The following is an 18,126-nucleotide window of genomic DNA, read 5'->3' as shown; positions in this document are numbered from 1 at the left end:
GAACGGTTTGATTTTGCACCTGTTGAAAGGCGTGCCGTCGTGGCCGGTTTTGACGGTGGAACGATCACCTCCGACGCCGGCGCGCTTCTGCTGGGGCTGACGGACCGGGCGATCGGGCTGGTCGGCCGCTTTGCCCGCTGCTTCGTGGATGCCCGCCGTCCGGCATTGATCGAGCATGAGGTGAAGACGCTTGTCGGCCAGCGCATCTTCGCGCTCGCGCTTGGCTATGAAGATTTTTGCGCGTTGCGCCGCATCGGCCTGGTGGACACACGGCTCGCCAGGGCGAGCTGCGCCACCATCCGTCTCAAGCTGTTCAAGATCGGCGCCCTGGTCAGCGTCTCGGTACGCCGCATCAAGCTGGCCATGAACTCCGCCTGTCCCTTCCAGCGCGAATGTGTCAATTCTTAGCCGTGACTGACGTTTGGTAAACAAGTCGTTAATACACCTTTGCAGCGAAAGAGTCGCGCGTCAATCCGAGGCCGGGGGCGGTGCGCCTAAGTCGCGAAGCCCATCCAAAGAGGCGGCGCCGGTTTCTAAGGTGAAGGCGTACTGTTGGATCGATCGAAGTCCATGAGGATCCAAGATGAAGCCGCTAAAAAGACAGCCGGACCGCCCGACTGAACTCGACGTTCCCGTTCCGTCCAAATAGGACGGCTCGGGTCTTGCGGTTGGCAGTTGCGGTGCGTGCCTGAAGTGGCCCACGGCACTCCGGTCGGCTCCGCTCGCAATAGCTGACGGTCGTCGAACCGAACCGGTCGACGATGCATGTTGAGGCATCTAATGGAAGAAAGAAATTTCTCACGGACGAAGAAGTCTCAGGGCGCGCGGGGATGTTTCCGTCGGAACACTCCGCAATTGGCGCGCGATGATAATCGGGCCTTGAGGAGCTCGAGGCATGGGATCGAAAGAATATCGTGATCTGCCGTGCGCCAGACCGACACGCCGTGCGCGCATCCAATGAGGTGTGATCTGCCCGTTGAAGGCCGTCTAACCGCCCCCAAGTGAAAAGGGAAGCAGTCTGTCTCGCTATCTTAGTCGATTGTCCGGACCGCCGGTAACCGTTAGTTTCCAGCCACTCGTATAACACGATCTGAAAAGGTCTGACTGTGGAACTTCTCTGCCTCGCGCGACCATGCGGGCGAGCGGGTACCAGCGGAGCGCACTACCTCTCATCGCAGAAATCCTTAACCTACCGGTGAGATCCGGTGCCACTATATCTCTGGCAGGACGATGCTATGTCACGAGCCCTGATTGTTGTTGGCCTCATCATAGTGGCCGTAGGCTTACTGTGGCCGTGGTTGTCGCGGATCGGCCTTGGCAGGCTGCCTGGTGACATCGTCATCGAGCGTGAAAACTTCGCGTTTTATGCTCCGATCGCCACCGGGATAGTTATCAGCGTCGTGCTCTCGATTATTCTGTGGCTGATCAACCGGTAGCGGGATACTTGGGTCTACAGCCGCCCTCCACCTGGACCCTTCCTCGCAATGCTCGCATTCTGTCCCCGAGGAGCTGGGGGCGGTGGACAAATCTTGCTACGACAATCGGCCCGACCAGTGGCGAAAGCGCACTGGCGCAAAGTCGCGGCGTGCGCGCCAACTGGCCCGCGTGCTCAGCGGCTCGTGTTCGTGACCGTTGCCGCCACGTTACCCAATACGTCATGCAGCGCGCCGGTATGGCCCTTCCGAGCTGGACCGGCGCGAGGGCTGCGATTGGCGGCGTCGCTGCGGTCACCAACGGCGACACGCCGCAATGCCCATGCGTAGTGTCGCTTGCGCAGATTCCAGCCACGCTGTCCCCAGCGGCGATCGGAACCGTTGCGTTGGTAGGAAGGTTATTTACCTTGCCCCAGCGAAATCTCGGCAAGGCCTCTGTTGGAAGCAATGCGAACTTTACCGGATCCGGCAAGTCGATATGTTTTGACGCGCTTCCTGCTTAAGCTCGCCTTTCGTATGCCTCGCGTCGGCGCATTGGCTGTGGGAATTTGGCCGAACGCTGGTCAACTTGCTGTTTCTCGCCGCCTTATTGGACGTTGGTATTGCGGTAGTTCGGAAGACGCCATTTCACGCACCGACACTCACCTATTGGGATGAAGCGATCGCTACTCTTTTCCCGTCTCTTCTCGTCTTATGGAAGCTGGCATGATCACGAAAGAATTCCCGTCGACTTCACTTTTCTGATCGGGATGGAGAGTTGGCCGGTGACTACTGAAGCAAAGCCGTCTTCCAGCTCAAAATTGCGTCGACCCGTTGTGCATCGGTTACGCCGGGCCACCCTGATAGAGCGGCTGGGGCCAGGGCTCATCACCGGAGCCGCCGACGACGATCCCAGCGGCATCGCCACCTATTCGCAAGCTGGCGCACAGTTCGGCATGAACATGCTTTGGAGCATGGTCTTCACCTATCCGCTGATGTGCGCCATTCAGATGATCAGCGCCCGGATCGGCCGCGTCACCGGACATGGGCTTGCCGCCAATATGGGCCGCGTCTTTCCGGCTTGGATCGTCATGATCCTGGTGACGCTTCTATTCATCGCCAACACGATCAATATCGGGGCCGATCTGGCGGCGATGGGTGCGGCTGCAAAACTGGTGCTTGGCTGGGGCCAGCACACTTTCACCGTTGGATTTGCCGTCGTCTCGCTGGTCGCACAGCTGTTCATTCCGTATCACCGGTATGTCCGCTACCTGAAATGGCTGACGCTAGTGTTGTTCGCCTATGTCGGTGTTATTTTTACCATTCATATTGATTGGGGCGATGTTGCCCTACGTACGTTTGTGCCCCAGCTCAGCTTGACCGGGGATATGATCACGATGGTGGTGGCGATCATCGGCACCACCATCAGCCCTTATCTCTTCTTCTGGCAGGCATCGGAGGAGGTGGAGGATGAAGAGGCGGACGCTGCTAAGCCACTCCTAAGAAAGCCCTCTCAAGCAACCTACGAGCTGGGTCGAATCCAGTGGGACACCTATGCCGGCATGGGTTTCTCCAACCTGATCGCCTTCTTCATCATCCTGACGACCGCCGTCACACTGCACGCCAGTGGCATGACCGATATCCAGACTGCCGCCGATGCCGCCGACGCGTTGCGGCCGGTAGCTGGCGAATTCGCATTCATGCTCTTCAGTCTTGGCATCATCGGCACCGGTCTTCTTGCCATCCCGGTTTTGGCGGGCTCGGCCGCTTACGCCGTCGGCGAATCCCGAGGCTGGAAGACCGGTCTCGAGAACAAGCCGTGGCAAGCAGTGGGTTTCTACACGGTGATCGGGTTGGCGACGGTACTCGGCATCGCTGTCGACTATTCGCCGATCGATCCGATCAAGGCCCTGTTCTGGACCGCTGTCATCAATGGCGTGATTTCCGTGCCCATCATGGCGGCGATGATGATCGTAGCTTCGCGCAGGCACGAGATGGGTCGGTTCGTGGCCACGATTGGCCAGCGTATTCTCGGATGGACCGTCACCGCGATCATGGCCGGCGCAACCGCCGCTATGTTCATTTTCAGATAGGAAGGAGTGGGGATGACCTTATTGTCGCGCGTGGTCCATCGAACGCCTCGGTTTAGGCGAAGCTTCGACAATTTTGCGAAGAAGCCCTCGACCGTGTTGAGCCACTAGCACGAGATCGGTGTGAAGTGGAAGATGAAGCCTCCTCGCCGGCCGGCACTTCGGCGTCGATCGCATTGAGCAGGCGCATCAACATTGAGCCGACGACGTCACGCAGTTGGTCCACAAACCGCGGATCGCTTGAGACGCTTGAACTGGCGCCAGCGGTTGGGCTGCAGCCCGTTCGCCTTCCACATGCAACGCACCGAACTCGGCTTGATGCCGGCCGTGGCCGCCATCATGTCGGCGGTCCAGTGCGTCGGGCAGCCGCTTCGGCGCGCCCTTGGACAGCAGGTGCGCCTCGTCGAGAAGAACTAGCTTGGGCTTCGCGAGATCGCCGGCGTCCGGCAACTTGCGGAAGGGTGCGGTCAGCAGCCAAAGCAGCAAGAGCTTTAGCGCTTCGAGTAGCTTGTCCGCATGCAAGAGCTTGTGGTTCCCTGCCCTGCGCGTCGAGCGCCGTGAAATCGGCGATATCGAACGGCGGCTCGCCGAATAGGCGATCGCCGGCCCTGCATTGCGGTTCGCACGGCATGTCGGTTTGGCGCACGGCAGATCACGATGTTCGTTCGAATGGCAGAGGCGGCTGTCAGGTAGGAGGCGAGCGCTCCGTACGCCGGCCTTAAGAGTTAACTTATGAAATCCATGCCCTATTGGTGCTATCTGAGCGGACGAGTTTGACACGCCGGGAATCTCGACCATTCAGACATCGAGCGCCCTTGGCCTAGATTAGAATGAATGCAGGCCACTCACAAAGAACGGGAACAACTTGCCGCACATTGAGTTGCATTCCTGCCTCGTTCCGAGGCGAGAACGGGAGAAAACACCATGGCAACTACGAATAAGGCCTCGACCAAAGGTTTGACCGAACTTTTCCACGGTACGCTGAAGGACATTTATTTTGCCGAAAAGAAGATTCTTGCGACTTTGCCGAAAATGGCCAAAGCGGTGCAAAGCCCAGATTTGAAGGCGGCGTTCGAAAAGCACCGCGGCGAAACGAAGGAACACGTTGCCCGCCTCGAAGAGGTGTTCGAAGTGATCGGCAAGAAGCCGCAGGGCAAGACCTGCGCGGCCATCGTCGGGATGACCGAGGAGGGCGCAGAAATCATGGAAGAGTACAAGGGCGCAGCTGCCTTGGATGCCGGGCTGCTGGCCGCAGCGCAGGCTGTCGAGCACTACGAAATCTCCCGCTACGGGACTTTGTTAACCTGGGCTTCCGAACTCGGGCTCGATGAAGCGGTATCGCTCCTCAAACTCACGCTGGGAGAAGAGAAGGCGACCGACGAGGCGCTGACCCAACTCGCTGAATCGACGGTCAACATGGCGGCCGAAGCCGCATAACGCGATTGTGAAGCGCCTCAGCCGCAACCATGAACCCCGAGCGCCTCCTTGGGCTGCGCCGTTCGGCCAGCCGCGACACCGCCATTTCAGTGAGGCAAGGTCAGCCGGAACTCGCAGATCAGCCCCGACTTCTCAAAATTGAGTACGACGCGATCTGACTTATTGAAATCAAACACGCGCTCCAGAAGCTGCGTGCCGAAGCCTTTGCGCCCACCAGGACCAACAGGCGGACCTCCAACTTCGCGCCATTCGAGCTCGAGCCGGCGATGCTGGCCCTTGCCGACAAGCTTCCAATGGATCGAAACGCTTCCCGTCGCATTCGACAGCGACCCGTATTTAATCGCGTTGGTCGTCAGCTCATGGAACGCCAAAGCTGCTGAAAGGGCAATGTTGGATGGGAGCCACACCGTCTCGCCGCCGATCTGAAAGCGTTCGACCGGCGCGTGCGGCGTGACCGATGCCAAAACAAGATCATTGAGATCTGCGCCGCTCCAGTTCCGCTGCGTTAGTAAGTCATGTGCCTTTGCCAGCGAGACGAGCCGGCTGGACAGCATCTTTCCTGCCTCCGATAGACTGGTTGCGTTGCGGATTGTCTGGCCCGCGATTGATTGGACGACAGCAAGCGTGTTCTTGACGCGGTGGTTGAGCTCATTGCAGCAATTTGCGTTGCTCTTCGCCGCGTTTGCGGTCGGTGATGTCGAGGCTGATTTGCACAGCTCCAACGATCGCGCCATCTGGATTGCGAATAGGCCGCGCGCTGGATAGCAGAAAACGCTCGACGCCAGACGGAAGCGTGTAGGCGAACTCTTCGTGGTCGACCAGTTCTCCACGCATTGCCCGGCTTAGCGGCCGGTCCTCTCGGCTGATGATATGGCCATCCTTGACCGCGATCGTGTCGATCACGTGCTGCGGTCTGCCAAAGGATTTTGCGCCGTCAGTCGGCAAACCCATGAGTTCCGCCGCGAAGCGGTTACGGATCGCCTGGAGCGCTTTCGGGTCAGGGTGAACCAGACCCCCGCCGGTACCGTATCCAACACAGTTTCCAGCTCCGTTCGGCGTTCGGTGATGGCCCGCTCCGCCTCAACCAGCGCGCCTCGGCGATGGCGGCAAACTCCTTAACCGAGGTGTATAGCGGCTCGACCTTGCGCTGCTGCCCGAGCGCCTCAGCGCGTGCGGCTAGATCGGCGGTGGCACCCGTGAATTGTCTGCCGACTGTGTATCCGAGCGCAATCGATACAAGGAGGGACAAGAGGCCTATGCCGCTAATCGCGGCGAGCGAGCGCCAGAGCGGGGCCTGCGCTACCGAAAGCGGCAGGTTGGCGGTATAAAACCAATCCGAGTAAGAGGACCTGTAAAAGCCGGCTAGCAGCTTGGTTCCTTCGAGATTGCGGGATGTAAAGCTGCCGGAGCGGCCAACGACTTTCTCCACATATTCCGGCAGTCCGGGTTTACCGCTCATCTCTTCGTGCAACTTGGAGCGTGCCACAAAATGTCCGTCACGATCTCCAACCCCGACCGTCCAGCCCTCGGGCACGGCTGGCATCATCACATTGCGGATGCGGGTCGTTGGGACAGAGATCGAAAGAATCAGGTCCTCGCCTTTGGGCGCTGGCACTCGGATCGCAATTTGAACGCGGTAGTTACTCGAACCCAGGGCGGCGAAGACATCACTGACGAAAAATCCGGAGGTCCTGATTCTTTCGCGATCGTGATCAGCTATGGGGTCGACCGGCGGCAGATTGCTGCCGTAGCCAATCCCGGTGTTCATCAGCTGAGTGTGACCGAGATCTCTCAGGACGACGACTCGGTCCGTTGCCCGGACCAGATTGAGCGCCTCTCGGTGACCGGTTTGCAGATCACCGTTGGCAAGGGCGGCCGATTTCGACAAGCCATTGAGGATTGTCTGAAGATTGACGAGTTCACCTTCGACAACGAGCGAAACCTGCCTGGCCGTTTGCACGGCATCCTGTTCGAAACGGTATCCCTCATGCAGAGCGTATTGCACCAGCAAATAGGCCGCGAACAGCCAGACCGGGACGATCGCGGCTGCGATCGATCCGAGCAGGTGCAATCGAACGGACCGTCGTTGCAAGCCTCTACCTCATGCCCCTCAGGATCCGCCAACCAGAATCGGCGAGCTCCGAACGGCAAGCTTTAGTTCAAGCGAATATGGCGCGGCAATTTGGGGCGGAGCGACGCCGACGAATCGCGCCGGCATCCGTGTTTTATCCGGTCTGGGCCATATCGGCTCAGCAATACGTTTGTCTGATGCATTCCTCAATGAGCGGCCGCCGCGACCCCTTGTCCTCCGGGTTCCGGCTGTGTGGCACAGCGAATGGAGAAGCTTGTCTCCGATTCCATCAGCTGGATAAGATTTAATTGTCGTAGAGATCGCGGAACCTTGGGCGCCACGGCCCTTCTTGCGGTCGTCGGCAACGGACGTCAGTTTCAGAAGGCCCGCGATCTGGCTGCATGGCTGGGCCTTGTCCCGCGGGAACACTCGACCGAAGGCAAGCAGAAACTCCTCGGCATCAGCAAGCGTGGGAACCGTCACGTCCGCAAGATCTTTGTTCATGGCGCGCGATCCTGCTTCCGACATAGGTGAAAACCGGGAACCTGTTAGCGGAGTTTGCCCGGACGTGTTCGACGTGCTTCGGGACAGCCCAGTGAAAACAAAGATTTTCGGGTTGCTCCAGAAGGTGCTTTCAGCCAGGCGATTGGAGATTGCCCGCCTGATGGTGGCAATGGACCGGGTCAGGCTCACCTACGCAAGGATGCTCATCGCTCTTACACCACAAGCCCTGCTGTCCAAGGATTTCCATCCCACCACGATCGCCAACCTGACTGGAGGCATGCGAGGCGCGATGGCGCTCGAGCTGGGCAGGCTGAGCCCTTGCGGCTCTAAGCGCCGTGGAACAGCGTGGCCAAGTGGGGAGCTTGTCGCAGCCAGCCGCTATTTTGAACGGCTGATGGATAATTCCAAGGTGGTGCGGTATCTGGCGCGCAATTTTCCTGGCCATTTTGAAGAGTTTCACAATCTGTCGGTGCTCTTCCTCAAATAGGTGGGGGAGCGGGCCGGCTCCACAGCCGCTCGGCGCACTACCGGATTTCCTTTTGACGCGCCAACACTACATGGCTTACTAATCTTTCCAGATCACGCGCTTTGATTTCGACCAGCCGCCGGAACCGGATGGTTTCCAATTCCTGCCCGACAGGATGGAACACCCGCGGCGGTCATGGAATCCGGTTCGTCGCATCGCCGCGCCATGCCGATGTACTGCTCGTCACCGGGCCCGTGACCAAGAATATGCGAGAGGCACTGAAGCGAACCTACGACGCAACTCCCAATCCCCAATGGGTGGTCGCCTCGCACTCGGACATTGTGCCAGCAACGGCGGCTGTTTCGCTGGCAGCTATGCCGTGATGCGCGGCGTGTCGGAGGCTCTGCCTGTCGACCTGCACATTCCGGGGTGCCCGCCAGCGCCAATCGAAATTCTGACAGGCCTGCTCGCCTTGCTTGAGGGCGTGAATTCAAAGCGTGATCCATGAGGCTGAATATCGATGGGGAGGCTTATCCAGGCCGGCCTTGTCGCTGCATGTGTCATGTGTCCAAAGCATACCCTTGCGGAAGCGCCGGGCCGCTTGGTGGCATTGATCGAGGTGAAGGCGACATCCAAGATCGACAGCAGCGACTTTCGGCATATCAATTGGTTTGACGCGGCTCGGACTATTTTTGCTGGGTGGCTACAGCAACCATCCGATTTCTATCCGAAGCTATCCGAGGCTACGATCATCGTATTCAGCCTCTTCCCTTCATCGAAAAACGCGCCTCACTGTGTCCGTACAAGAGCGTGTTCGACAGTTGCGGTGCGTGCCTGAAGTAACGCCACGGCACTCCGGTCGGCTCCGCTCGCAACAACTGACGGTCGTCGAACCGAACCGGTCGACGATGCATGTTGAGGCATCTAATGTAAGAAAGAAAATTTCTCACGGACGAAGAAGTCTCAGGGCGCTATCGCGGGGTGTTTCCGTCGGAACACTCCGCAATTGGCGCGCGATGAAAATCGGGCCGACCTACATCAAGATCGGCAAGGCAGTGCTATATCGCCTTGAGGAGCTCGATGCATGGGATCGAAAGAATATCGTGATCTGCCGTGCCTCGCGCGTATAGAAAGCGCTGCTTGCGGTACCGATGAGGACGGCAACTCACGTGATCGCCCACAGTCCTCCCGCAACGACCGCCGCATAGCGTGCGGCCTTGCCCATTGCGACAAGAGCAACGAACACCCAGAGATCCACGCGTGCCGCGCCTGCCGCAATGGTGAAGGCATCTCCAACAACCGGCATCCAGGCAAACAGCAGCGTCCATTCGCCAAAGCGTCGGAACGTCCCGCTTGCCTACTCATAGCGCTCAGGAGTTATAGGGAACCAGCGCCTGGTCCCACCGGCCACATTCGACGTATATTGAATCGATGACTAAGCGCTACGACATGCAGCGAGCACATAGTGCACATAGTGGTCTCTAGTCGATCACTGACGTCTTCACCGGACAGCCGGCTACTCTTGACGGTGTGCTAGTCGTGAGGCTGAAGCCAACAGAGGCCGATGACTTGAGAGACCGGAAGGCGAAGGGAATCGCCTGAGCCGCCTGGTGACATGCACCAGCTATGCACCAGCCATGCCAACTCGACTGCCATCATTTTTTGGCGTCTGCTAGCGCGGCTCATCGGCAGGGGTTCATTCGAATCTGCGGCGTGTCTTTCGCTCTTCTGCGTCTTGCAACCTGGTTGGCTCATATTCGAACGACACGCGGTTCCGCCCACGTTGTTTCGCTTCAAAAAGGCACCGTCCGGCAATGCGGAGGACGTTCTGAGTATCTGCATTGCGAGAGATTTCGACCTTGCCAGAGGGACGTCCATAAGTTGTGTGCGTCAAGTTCTGCAAAAATGGCGTGGCGGTAGCTGTGACGTCGGCGTGTTAGGCCGTTTGGCTGCTGTGGAAGCTTGGCGATTTTCACATATCGCGTGGTTTAGCGCACATGGCCGCGATACCTCCTGCAGTCCACATCCTCAAGGACGCAGGGCTATTCGAATTTGATATCTTGGGGTTATCCGCGCAAGCGTATTTGCACCTACATTAGCCACCACTTGACGAACCCAATGCCCGCACCAGACTTATGGAATGGCTGGAATGGCTCGGGAAATTATCGACGCCGATGATGAAATGACGATCACCGTCGCCGTTCTGAAGATGCACGATGACTGGGATCGCAATTCGGCTATTGCGTCCATGTCATTTCTGATCAGCCCGGTGCTGGGCGGAGTCAGCCGAAAGTTCCACGGCCTTTCCCTTTCGGCGCCAAAGCAGACGAAGTCCGCAAACAAGGTGGAGCCCACAGGCGAGATGGCCGGGTACGCGATGAGGCCGCAATGTCACGGTAAATGCCGGCGCAGCTAGCAACATCACCATTAGCGCAGAGCCAAGGCCGAGCCAGAGCATAGCCACTTAAAAGTACGATGATTGTAGGAAAGCCGCCACCCTTCGAATGCCTATATCGCTGTCTGCCAGCCAAGGAGAGGAATGATGAAGAATCCCTATTGGGCCGATGAAACCCAAGACTTCATTCTTCGCGACGTTCTTGATTTGGCCGGTTACAGCGATCATGGCGTCGTAATCACAATGATTGATGCGGAAGGAACGCGACTTCGTCTCCACCTGGAGATCAGCACGGGCGAGCTGCTGTGCGAGCGAATCGCAAGCGCGCTTGAGGGCCGTTACGGGTAGTTCAAAGCCCAAGCGCGGTTCAGGGCTTGATCTGTTTCATTCGCACGCCTGATTGGCTGGAACCAGCGGTGTGTGCCAAAGGCGGTTTCAGTCCTGTTCTTAGGGGGTGCAACCGTTCGTCACCGCTATCCACCCATAGTAAGGCGTGCAGGAATCAAGGTCCCTATTGAACCTCCCGTTGCGCGAGAATGGCTCTTGCCGCCGGGTGGGGATCCAAGGCAATGAAAAAACGGCCTAAGGCCTGTTGAGATTCTGGAGGGTTCTGTGTAGTCGCGGGCGCGATTGGGCGGGCACGCACGGGTCGCGACTACATTGAAGCCTGATTGAACTGAACCGCGGGATGGCGGGCGGGCTATGGGGATTTAGGGCTCGACAGTGTGTCCGAGGCGCCGGAGCGGGCTCGCCGATCGCTCTTAGGCGGTCGCCCGTCGTCGCGATGCAGGACCATCTGCGACGCGAGAGACGGCGCCATTGGGTCGTTGACGCTGAGGTGTAGCGTTGCTGGCGACAGCCAGGCTGCGACTTTGACTAGCGGCGCGCAAAGGCCCTTCGGCGACTGTAGCAGACGCCGGGATGGACGGTGCGAGCGTGTCGGTGCGCAGCGTGTCATGAGGTGTCTGGCCAGGTCGGGGCCTTGCGCGGGATCGGGCCGAGCGAGGCCATGGCGCCGCCGCAGCCCGGACAGATGTCCAGGGAGTGCCCTGTGAGACAGCGGTAACGCTGGCGATAGTCGGCGGTCGGGTCCGGCGTCGGCGGCGTGGGCGCCGCCAGAAGAAGACGGCACTGGGCGAGCTTGGCGACGCGGTGGCCGTTGGCGAGGAGGCCGTAATGGCGGATGCGATGGAATCCGTCTGGAAGAGCGTGCAGCAGGAAGCGCCGGATGAACTCGTCGGCGCTTAAGGTCATGAGCTTGTGTTTGGACTTGTCGTGGTGGCGATAGTCCTTCCAGCGGAAGCTGACCTTTCCCTGGTCCAGGCTCACGAGGCGGCTGTTGGCGATGGCGACGCGATGGGTGTAGCGGCCCAGATAGGCGAGGACCTGTTCGGGACCGCCGAACGGGGGCTTGGCGTAGACGACCCATTCGATGCGCTTCAGTCCAGTCAGTTGGGCGCAGAAAGTGGCAGGGTCGGCCAGGCTGGCTGAAGTATGGGACCGGCAGCAGCTCAGCCTGCCGCTCGGCCAGCCACTGGGCGCGGGCTAGGCCCTGGCACTTGGGGCAGTGACGGTTGCGGCAGGAGTTATAGGCTTGCCGCACGAGACCGCAGTCGGCGCAGTGTTCGGCGTGACCGCCCAGGGCCGCGGTCCGGCACGCCTCCACCGCGCCCATAACCCGGCGCTCGACACGCCCGAGATGGCCGGCATGGTTACGGCCGAATCGTCGGCGATGCGCCGCCGCCCGCATGGCTGATGGCGATGCTGGGCGGAACAACAGATGCATGGTGAAAGGGCTTCGTGGTGCAACCTTTGGAGAAATGAGAAATGCGGATTGGAAGGCAAATGCTAATCGCTCTACGGGGGCTGGTTTTCGCGGCGATGGAATTTCGCTTCGGATTATTTAAGGCCAAGGCTGGCGCTAACGAGATAATTTGATAAATGCTGGCATTTTGTCGTCCTGCTACGCAAATGTCAGCTTTTCGCTCTAACAATGTCCTTTGGCTGTAATGCCGATCAAGCACCGAAGTTGGCGCGATGGCGGCGGAGAAGACCACGCTCGGCGCTGGCGATGGTCGCCTCGAAATCTTTGGCTTGCCGGCGACAACGTCCCAGCCAGGCGAAAGTTTGCTCGACGACCCGTCGTCGCGGCGGGCACCTCAAAGCCCTTGGCCGTGTCGGAGCGCTTGATGATTTCGATGGTCCATGTGCCGAGATTGGCCAGAGCCTGCGACAGTTTTTCTCGGGCGGGAACGGTCCGGCAATGCCCGCCACTGGCAGCCGGTCAGCCGATGTAGAGATGTAGAGAAGTGCGTCCACGACCGCCCGAAGGTCTGTCGCCAACGCGTGGGTGTTACAAGGGATAGAATGCCGGCGCCCGTTTGAGGGCGCTCTTTTGCTATCGTCGGCAACGTGATGGCAAGTCGGGATCGCGCGTCACGAGCTCGAAAACCACCACTCGTCGCAAACGAAGACAACGGGACGACCGCGGACTGATCCGCGAACCCCTAGAGTTGTGTGCGTCAAGTTCTGCAAAAATGGCGTGGCGGTAGCTGTGACGTCGGTGTCCGCCGCGCAGCTCCCGTGTTTGGCGGAGCGGCGGACACATGACGGTGCTCAGGCGGCCAAGGCCCTCAGGCTCTCCTTCTTGTGCTCGCGCAGATGATCCATGTTGAGATAGCGGGTCGCCTCGAGCCAGTTCTCGTGGATCTCCACCGCCAGCGCCCGAACCAGCCGCAGGCAACTCTGCGGGTTGGGGAAGATGCGCACGACCAGGGTGCGCCGTTTGATCTCCTGGTTCAGCCGCTCCAGCATGTTGGTCGATTTCATGTGCTTATGATGGGCAAGCGGCAGCCGATAGAAGCTCAGCGTCTCCTCGATGTTGTCCTCCACCCAAGATGATGCAAAAAATGGATACCGAAAAACAGGTCGGCAGGGCAGCCTGATTGGTTGTGTGGCCAAAACTGGCGAGATCTACACACCGATCAAATGATGCTGCTGTCGCGTCATCTGTCGCAAGCCGATCCAGGCGCAGCAATAGGCCCCACCGTCGATCAAGCTGTCGTAGGTGGGAACAGCTTCTCCGGTTAGCGACGGCAGACAAGCAATCGATCCACCGCGCGGCAGCGGAAAGGACTCATTCGGTTCGAGCCGCTTTTGAATTCGGTTGCCCAAACTGTACGCCTCCGGCGAGGGCCGCCTTGCGCGAGCATGGCACGGTAGCGAGGCTGCGCTCTTAAGGTCGTCCTTACGAGCGAAGTTAACAGCACAGCATGAGCCATGTGACATTATTGACCGGGCCGGAGCGTCGTCGTCGTTGGAGTGAAGAAGATCAGTGCCGGATACTGGCTGCGGCATTCGCGCCCGGGGCCACAGTGGCGGCGGTAGCGCGCCAGTACGATGTCGCGACCAGCCTGATCTATAAGTGGCGCCGCACGATGAGAGCCCGCGAGACGGGCTTTGCCGAAGTTGTCGTGGTTCCCGATGAGCCTGTCGCCGCTTCGGTGCCGGCGGCGCCACCAGCGGTGATCGAGCTGGAGATCGCCGGCAAGGTGCGGCTGCGGATTCCGTTGACCACGCCGCCGACACTGGCGGCGGCGATGGTGAAGGCGCTGGGCGTTTCATGATCCCGGTCCCGAGCCAGGTGCGGATCTGGTTGGCGGTCGGCCGGACCGATATGCGTCGCGGGATGCAGGGCCTCGCTCTGCAGGTTCAGGAGACGTTGGGCCGGGATCCGCATGCCGGCGATCTTTATGTCTTCCGCGGCCGCAGCGGCAATCTGATCAAGATTATCTGGCATGATGGGCTCGGCATGTCGCTATATGCAAAGCGGCTCGAGAAGGGCCGGTTCCTATGGCCGTCGCCGGCGGACGGCACGGTTTCCATATCACCGGCGCAGCTCGCCTACATGCTCGACGGGATCGATTGGCGCAACCCGCTTCACACGTTCCGTCCGCAGCGCGCGGGCTGAGTTTTTCTTTGAGTTTGCGCCATTTTCCGCGAGTCAGCGGACGCGTTTTATGATTCACTCCAGGGCATGGTTGCCACCGCCCAGGATGCTGTTCCGGACGATATTGGCGCGCTGAGAGCAGCGCTGACCGCGGCGCTGGCCAGAGCCGAAGACGAGGCCGCGCGCGCTGCGCTGGTCGAGGCCGAACTGGCGGTCGCCAGGGCCAAGGCATCGGATGATGCGGCGCTGATCGCGCATCAGCATCTGACGATCCGGAAGCTGCAGCGGGCGCTGCATGGTCAGAGTTCTGAACGCTCAGCCCGCCTGCACGACCAGATGGAACTCACCTTCGAGGAACTCGAGAGCACGGCGACGGAAGACGAGATCGCCGCCGAACAGGCCGCGGCCCGGACCACCGAGGTGGCGCCTTACATGCGCAAGCGACCGGCGCGCCAGCCATTTCCCGAGCATCTGCCGCGCGAACGCGTGGTCGAGCCGGCGCCGACCGCTTGCCATTGCTGCGGCGGCCATCGGCTGCGCAGGCTGGGTGAGGATATCACCGAGACCCTGGAGGTGGTGCCGCGGCAATGGAAAGTGATCCAGCACGTGCGGGAGAAGTTCACCTGCCGCGACTGCGAAGCGATCAGCCAGGCTCCGGCGCCGTTCCACGCCACCCCACGCGGCTGGGCCGGTCCCGGCCTGCTGGCGATGATCCTGTTCGAGAAATTCGGCCAGCATCAGCCGCTCAACCGCCAGGCTGAACGCTATGCCCGCGAAGGCGTGCCGTTCAGCCTGTCGACGCTCGCCGACCAGGTCGGCGCCGGCGCCGCGGCGCTGATGCCGCTGTTCAAGCGACTCGAAGCCCATGTGCTGGCCGCGTCACGTCTGCACGGCGACGATACGAGGTGCCGGTCCTGGCCAAGGGCAAGACCGATACCGGCCGATTATGGACCTATGTGCGTGATGACCGACCATTCGGCGGTGTCGATCCGCCGGCGGCGGTGTTCTATTATTCCCGCGATCGCCGAGGCGAACATCCCGCGGCGCATCTCGCCGGCTGGAGCGGCATTCTGCAGGCCGATGCCTATGGCGGTTATGGCGATCTCTATGCGGCGGCCCGTCAGCCGGCGCCTATTCTGGAAGCCAGCTGCTGGGCCCACAGCCGGCGCAAAGTGTTCGAGCTGGCCGATGTCGAAGCGGCGGCGCGCAAGAAGGCGCACGGCGAGAAGCCCAACCTGGTCTATCCGCTGGCGGTCGAAGCCGTGAAGCGCATCGATGCCCTGTTCGATATCGAGCGCGCGATCAACGGCCTGTCGCCGGCCCAACGCCACGCCGTGCGCCAGGAGCGGAGCGTGCCGCTGGTCACCGAGCTCGAGACCTGGATGATTGAGACGCGCGACAAGCTGTCGCGCGGACATGATCTGACCAAGGCCTTCAACTACATGCTGCGCCGCTGGTCATCCTTCGCCCGGTTCCTCGACGACGGGCGGATCTGCCTATCGAACAATGCAGCCGAGCGAGCCCTGCGCGGCATCGCTCTCGGCAGAAAGTCCTGGCTGTTCTGCGGTTCCGATCGCGGCGGACAGCGCGCTGCCGTTCTCTACAGCCTGATCGTCAGCGCCAAGATGAACGATATCGACCCGCAGGCCTGGCTCGCCGATATCCTGGCGCGCATCGCAGCCCACCCAGCTCATCGGATCGATGATTTGCTGCCGTGGAATTGGAGATCCGCACAACTGCGGACCCAACCAGCGGCGGCCTGATCATGCAGCGCAATAAGGTGCATCACGTCTACACCGTCGAACGTGTCGCCAGGGACCTCGGCGTCAGCGAAGCGCTCATCCAGGAACTGACCCTCGGTCTCGAGCCCGAGGACGGCGTCATCTGGGTGTACGGCGCCAACGATGACGGCGGAATCTTGGCCTTCGCCGATGAAGGCATCGAGGAGGTCAAACTCCTTCTCGAAGAATATCATCGCGTCTCCCCATCGAAAGCTTGACCTCAGCACCGCGGTGCTCAAGGCCGCCGGATACGCACGTCTGCGGTCTTCACCGGATGCGTACCCCAAACTAGGCACCGTTCCTGTAGAAGCGCTATGAATGTCGTTTCTTCTGGCCACCTGTCGGGCGTCTTTCGATGCCCGATGCGACCAAAACGCGATGGACGGAAGTTGCTCCTATTCCAATCAGCCTGGCAATCCGGCCCTGCCCCAGGCCGCTCTCGTAGAGCGATATGATCTTCTTTGTACGTTCTTTGACAACGCTAACAGTGCCAAGAAAACACATTAAGACATTGATTTTCCAGTCATTTTCAGAGTTCGCTGTTATGCTCCACTTGTCCCACCAATTTCCTTCCTGTCAATTTGTTTTTAAAGCGCTTTTCAGTAGCGCCTTATTCGGTGCCTAAATTAGTGCCTAACCTCTTCCGATGATGAAGCGCCTGGGTTGCGGCTCGCTGTCTTCGTCTTCCTCGGCGTCCTTGCGGTGATAGGCGGCTTGCCGACAACTATTCTTGCTGGAATTGACAGGGCCAATCTTCAGGCCTCGTCAAGCCAGAAGGCAACTCGGTCCGGGCGTCTCCGCAAGCCATGTTGAGCTGCCACTGGGACAGACCCGCCGAATTGGAAAGATCGAGGCCCTCGATACGGGTCAGAAAGAAAAAAGCGCGGTCAAAGTCTATCGGCGCGGTGAACGTCGCTCCTCGGAAGTCCGCCCGCGCGAGATTGGCAAACGAAAAGCGGCTGCCGCTGATATCGGCTTCATGGAACTGCGCTCGCCCCAATTCCGCCTTTGTGAAATCAACATTGGTCAGATTGGCGTCCTGGAAATTCGAGCGCTGCACTTCCGCGCTCGCAAACACAGCGCCCTGCGCGTCCATTCGGCTGAAGTCGGTCCTGTAAGCCTCGATTTTGTCGAACCGGGCGCCTTTGGCGGTCGAGTCGGCCAGGGAAGCACGCACAAGCGTTGCCTTCTCAAAATTTGCCGCACGGAGATTGCTGTTCCTGAGGTCGGTCGAAGTGAAATCAACACCGAACAGGTTCGCCCCGCTCAGGTCCTGTCCTTTTAGGATGAGAAGCTTTTTGTCACAGTCCTGCCAATTGACGCCAGGCGTCGCGGCTGCGTCGCAATTTTGAGCGGCAGTGGCGTTCTGCCAAGCAAATACAGTGCAAACCGCTAGAACCAAGCCGGATGCGCCGTAAACTCTGGTTCGTCTCATTGTTGCTGGACCTCTGCTACTCGCCGACAATCAACCTTACCACATCTGCTGACACTCGAAAGCGACGGCGTTTTTCCCGCTATCGACAGCTTTGGCGACTCCGGGATCGACCTCAGGATGAAGCTGATGACCAAGCCGGGAACTCAGTTCGGCATCAAGCGGCGAGCGTTCATGATGATCAAGAAGGCATTCGACGAGAACGGCATAAAGCTCGCCGTTCCCACCGTGCATGTGGCGGCTGGCGGCGACAACGCGGCCGCCGCGCAGCAACTACTTAAGATGAAGCAGGTTGCGAGCTAGCGACAAACCCGCGCCTGACGGTACCTAGTCGGTCAGCCTCTACAGGCTACATGCAGCTGCTCGCGGCCTGCCAACGTGTAGTTTTCGGACCGGCGGTCATCGAGTGCATCCTCTGTGGCGGCTATCACGGGGTGGCGGGCCACCGACTCCCCCCGTGGTGTGGACGCGCCGTGACGACTATCCCTAGGTAGTTGCCCGCAATGCGTGTATCGACTGCACATTCGCCGCGGAGGTGCGTAGTCTGCGCCGTTGAACGGACACCGATAGGCCCGACAAGTACGCTGGA

At 59.9% G+C, this 18,126-nt stretch carries 16 protein-coding genes and 10 pseudogenes; 16 read left to right on the top strand and 10 right to left on the bottom strand.

The annotated features are described in order from the left end of the window. The 4 genes and pseudogenes from NKI20_RS33860 to NKI20_RS31810 form a co-directional block, all read left to right on the top strand. Window positions 1-234 (top strand): annotated as a pseudogene (locus NKI20_RS33860) (transposase); the annotation flags it as partial. Window positions 235-243: 9 nt separating this feature from the next. Then, window positions 244-408, top strand: coding sequence for a transposase (locus NKI20_RS33855; protein ID WP_502898181.1), 165 nt, complete (start codon window positions 244-246; stop codon window positions 406-408). An 827-nt stretch (window positions 409-1,235) separates the two neighbouring features. Further along, window positions 1,236-1,436 carry a DUF2905 domain-containing protein gene (locus NKI20_RS31815; protein ID WP_023762553.1) on the top strand — a complete coding sequence of 67 codons (201 nt, stop codon included), beginning with the start codon at window positions 1,236-1,238 and terminating at the stop codon, window positions 1,434-1,436. A gap of 746 nt (window positions 1,437-2,182) precedes the next feature. Next, on the top strand, window positions 2,183-3,505 hold the full coding sequence (locus NKI20_RS31810) for an NRAMP family divalent metal transporter (RefSeq protein WP_050589606.1): 1,323 nt from the start codon (window positions 2,183-2,185) through the stop codon (window positions 3,503-3,505). A gap of 41 nt (window positions 3,506-3,546) precedes the next feature. Here NKI20_RS31810 and NKI20_RS31805 read toward each other — a convergent pair. Beyond that, window positions 3,547-3,885: pseudogene (locus tag NKI20_RS31805) on the bottom strand (hypothetical protein); the annotation flags it as partial. A 28-nt stretch (window positions 3,886-3,913) separates the two neighbouring features. After that, window positions 3,914-4,300, bottom strand: a pseudogene (locus tag NKI20_RS31800) (helicase HerA-like domain-containing protein); the annotation flags it as partial. Between the two features lie 126 nt (window positions 4,301-4,426). Here NKI20_RS31800 and NKI20_RS31795 point away from each other — a divergent pair. Continuing rightward, window positions 4,427-4,939, top strand: a complete 513-nt coding sequence (locus NKI20_RS31795; RefSeq protein ID WP_023762550.1) for a YciE/YciF ferroxidase family protein — start codon at window positions 4,427-4,429, stop codon at window positions 4,937-4,939. 86 nt (window positions 4,940-5,025) lie between these two features. Here NKI20_RS31795 and NKI20_RS31790 read toward each other — a convergent pair whose 3' ends face one another. The 3 genes from NKI20_RS31790 to NKI20_RS31780 form a co-directional block, all read right to left on the bottom strand. Beyond that, the gene (locus NKI20_RS31790; RefSeq protein WP_352837843.1) at window positions 5,026-5,673 is read right to left on the bottom strand and encodes a sensor histidine kinase; all 648 of its coding nucleotides are present in this window, start codon (window positions 5,671-5,673) and stop codon (window positions 5,026-5,028) included. Continuing rightward, on the bottom strand, window positions 5,588-5,842 hold the full coding sequence (locus NKI20_RS31785; protein ID WP_352837841.1) for a PAS domain-containing protein: 255 nt from the start codon (window positions 5,840-5,842) through the stop codon (window positions 5,588-5,590). Before NKI20_RS31785 ends, NKI20_RS31790 begins: the two co-directional genes overlap by 86 nt. A gap of 94 nt (window positions 5,843-5,936) precedes the next feature. Then, window positions 5,937-7,010, bottom strand: coding sequence for a PDC sensor domain-containing protein (locus NKI20_RS31780; RefSeq protein ID WP_352837840.1), 1,074 nt, complete (start codon window positions 7,008-7,010; stop codon window positions 5,937-5,939). 324 nt (window positions 7,011-7,334) lie between these two features. Between NKI20_RS31780 and NKI20_RS31775 the strand changes: the two are divergent. The 4 genes and pseudogenes from NKI20_RS31775 to NKI20_RS31760 form a co-directional block, all read left to right on the top strand. Next, window positions 7,335-7,526, top strand: a pseudogene (locus NKI20_RS31775) (transposase); the annotation flags it as partial. Beyond that, window positions 7,513-8,001: a plasmid partitioning protein RepB C-terminal domain-containing protein gene (locus tag NKI20_RS31770; protein ID WP_352837838.1), complete on the top strand. Its 489-nt coding sequence runs from the start codon at window positions 7,513-7,515 to the stop codon at window positions 7,999-8,001. The pseudogene NKI20_RS31775 and the gene NKI20_RS31770, both read left to right, overlap by 14 nt. A 176-nt stretch (window positions 8,002-8,177) precedes the next feature. Then, window positions 8,178-8,488, top strand: a pseudogene (locus NKI20_RS31765) (NADH-quinone oxidoreductase subunit B family protein); the annotation flags it as partial. Between the two features lie 425 nt (window positions 8,489-8,913). Continuing rightward, a pseudogene (locus NKI20_RS31760) lies at window positions 8,914-9,110 on the top strand (DNA-binding protein); the annotation flags it as partial. 35 nt (window positions 9,111-9,145) lie between these two features. Here NKI20_RS31760 and NKI20_RS31755 read toward each other — a convergent pair. Then, window positions 9,146-9,286, bottom strand: coding sequence for a YqaA family protein (locus tag NKI20_RS31755; protein ID WP_023762542.1), 141 nt, complete (start codon window positions 9,284-9,286; stop codon window positions 9,146-9,148). A gap of 843 nt (window positions 9,287-10,129) precedes the next feature. Here NKI20_RS31755 and NKI20_RS31750 point away from each other — a divergent pair. Then, complete coding sequence (locus tag NKI20_RS31750) at window positions 10,130-10,396, top strand: hypothetical protein (RefSeq protein WP_352837835.1); 267 nt, start codon at window positions 10,130-10,132, stop codon at window positions 10,394-10,396. Between the two features lie 123 nt (window positions 10,397-10,519). After that, window positions 10,520-10,723 carry a hypothetical protein gene (locus NKI20_RS31745; RefSeq protein WP_023762539.1) on the top strand — a complete coding sequence of 68 codons (204 nt, stop codon included), beginning with the start codon at window positions 10,520-10,522 and terminating at the stop codon, window positions 10,721-10,723. Window positions 10,724-11,329: 606 nt separating this feature from the next. Here NKI20_RS31745 and NKI20_RS31740 read toward each other — a convergent pair. From NKI20_RS31740 to NKI20_RS31730, 3 pseudogenes are all read right to left on the bottom strand, one after another. Beyond that, a pseudogene (locus NKI20_RS31740) lies at window positions 11,330-12,125 on the bottom strand (IS91 family transposase). Window positions 12,126-12,391: 266 nt separating this feature from the next. Next, window positions 12,392-12,653 (bottom strand): annotated as a pseudogene (locus NKI20_RS31735) (transposase); the annotation flags it as partial. Window positions 12,654-12,991: 338 nt separating this feature from the next. Further along, window positions 12,992-13,294: pseudogene (locus tag NKI20_RS31730) on the bottom strand (transposase); the annotation flags it as partial. A 353-nt stretch (window positions 13,295-13,647) separates the two neighbouring features. Here NKI20_RS31730 and tnpA point away from each other — a divergent pair. The 4 genes from tnpA (at window position 13,648) to NKI20_RS31710 (ending at window position 16,323) form a co-directional block, all read left to right on the top strand. Beyond that, window positions 13,648-14,001, top strand: a complete 354-nt coding sequence (gene tnpA, locus NKI20_RS31725) for an IS66-like element accessory protein TnpA (RefSeq protein WP_286438114.1) — start codon at window positions 13,648-13,650, stop codon at window positions 13,999-14,001. Beyond that, window positions 13,998-14,345, top strand: a complete 348-nt coding sequence (tnpB, locus tag NKI20_RS31720) for an IS66 family insertion sequence element accessory protein TnpB (protein WP_127297977.1) — start codon at window positions 13,998-14,000, stop codon at window positions 14,343-14,345. Before tnpA ends, tnpB begins: the two co-directional genes overlap by 4 nt. Window positions 14,346-14,411: 66 nt before the next feature. Then, a protein-coding gene (gene tnpC, locus NKI20_RS31715; protein ID WP_352837833.1) for an IS66 family transposase occupies window positions 14,412-16,087 on the top strand; the annotation gives its coding sequence in 2 pieces (ribosomal slippage) (window positions 14,412-15,228 and window positions 15,228-16,087; 1,677 coding nt in all). A gap of 2 nt (window positions 16,088-16,089) precedes the next feature. Beyond that, a complete protein-coding gene (locus tag NKI20_RS31710) occupies window positions 16,090-16,323 on the top strand; it encodes a hypothetical protein (protein ID WP_352837831.1) in 234 nt (77 codons plus the stop codon). A 506-nt stretch (window positions 16,324-16,829) separates the two neighbouring features. Here the strand turns inward: NKI20_RS31710 and NKI20_RS31705 are convergent. Beyond that, window positions 16,830-17,540: a pentapeptide repeat-containing protein gene (locus NKI20_RS31705; RefSeq protein ID WP_023762587.1), complete on the bottom strand. Its 711-nt coding sequence runs from the start codon at window positions 17,538-17,540 to the stop codon at window positions 16,830-16,832. Between the two features lie 81 nt (window positions 17,541-17,621). Between NKI20_RS31705 and NKI20_RS31700 the strand changes: the two are divergent. Then, window positions 17,622-17,840: pseudogene (locus NKI20_RS31700) on the top strand (mechanosensitive ion channel family protein); the annotation flags it as partial. Between the last annotated feature and the right edge of the window lie 286 nt (window positions 17,841-18,126).

The sequence above is a fragment of the Mesorhizobium sp. M0830 genome, from assembly GCF_040319965.1.
Taxonomy (GTDB): domain Bacteria; phylum Pseudomonadota; class Alphaproteobacteria; order Rhizobiales; family Rhizobiaceae; genus Mesorhizobium.
This window is presented reverse-complemented; position numbering and strand designations above follow the sequence as displayed.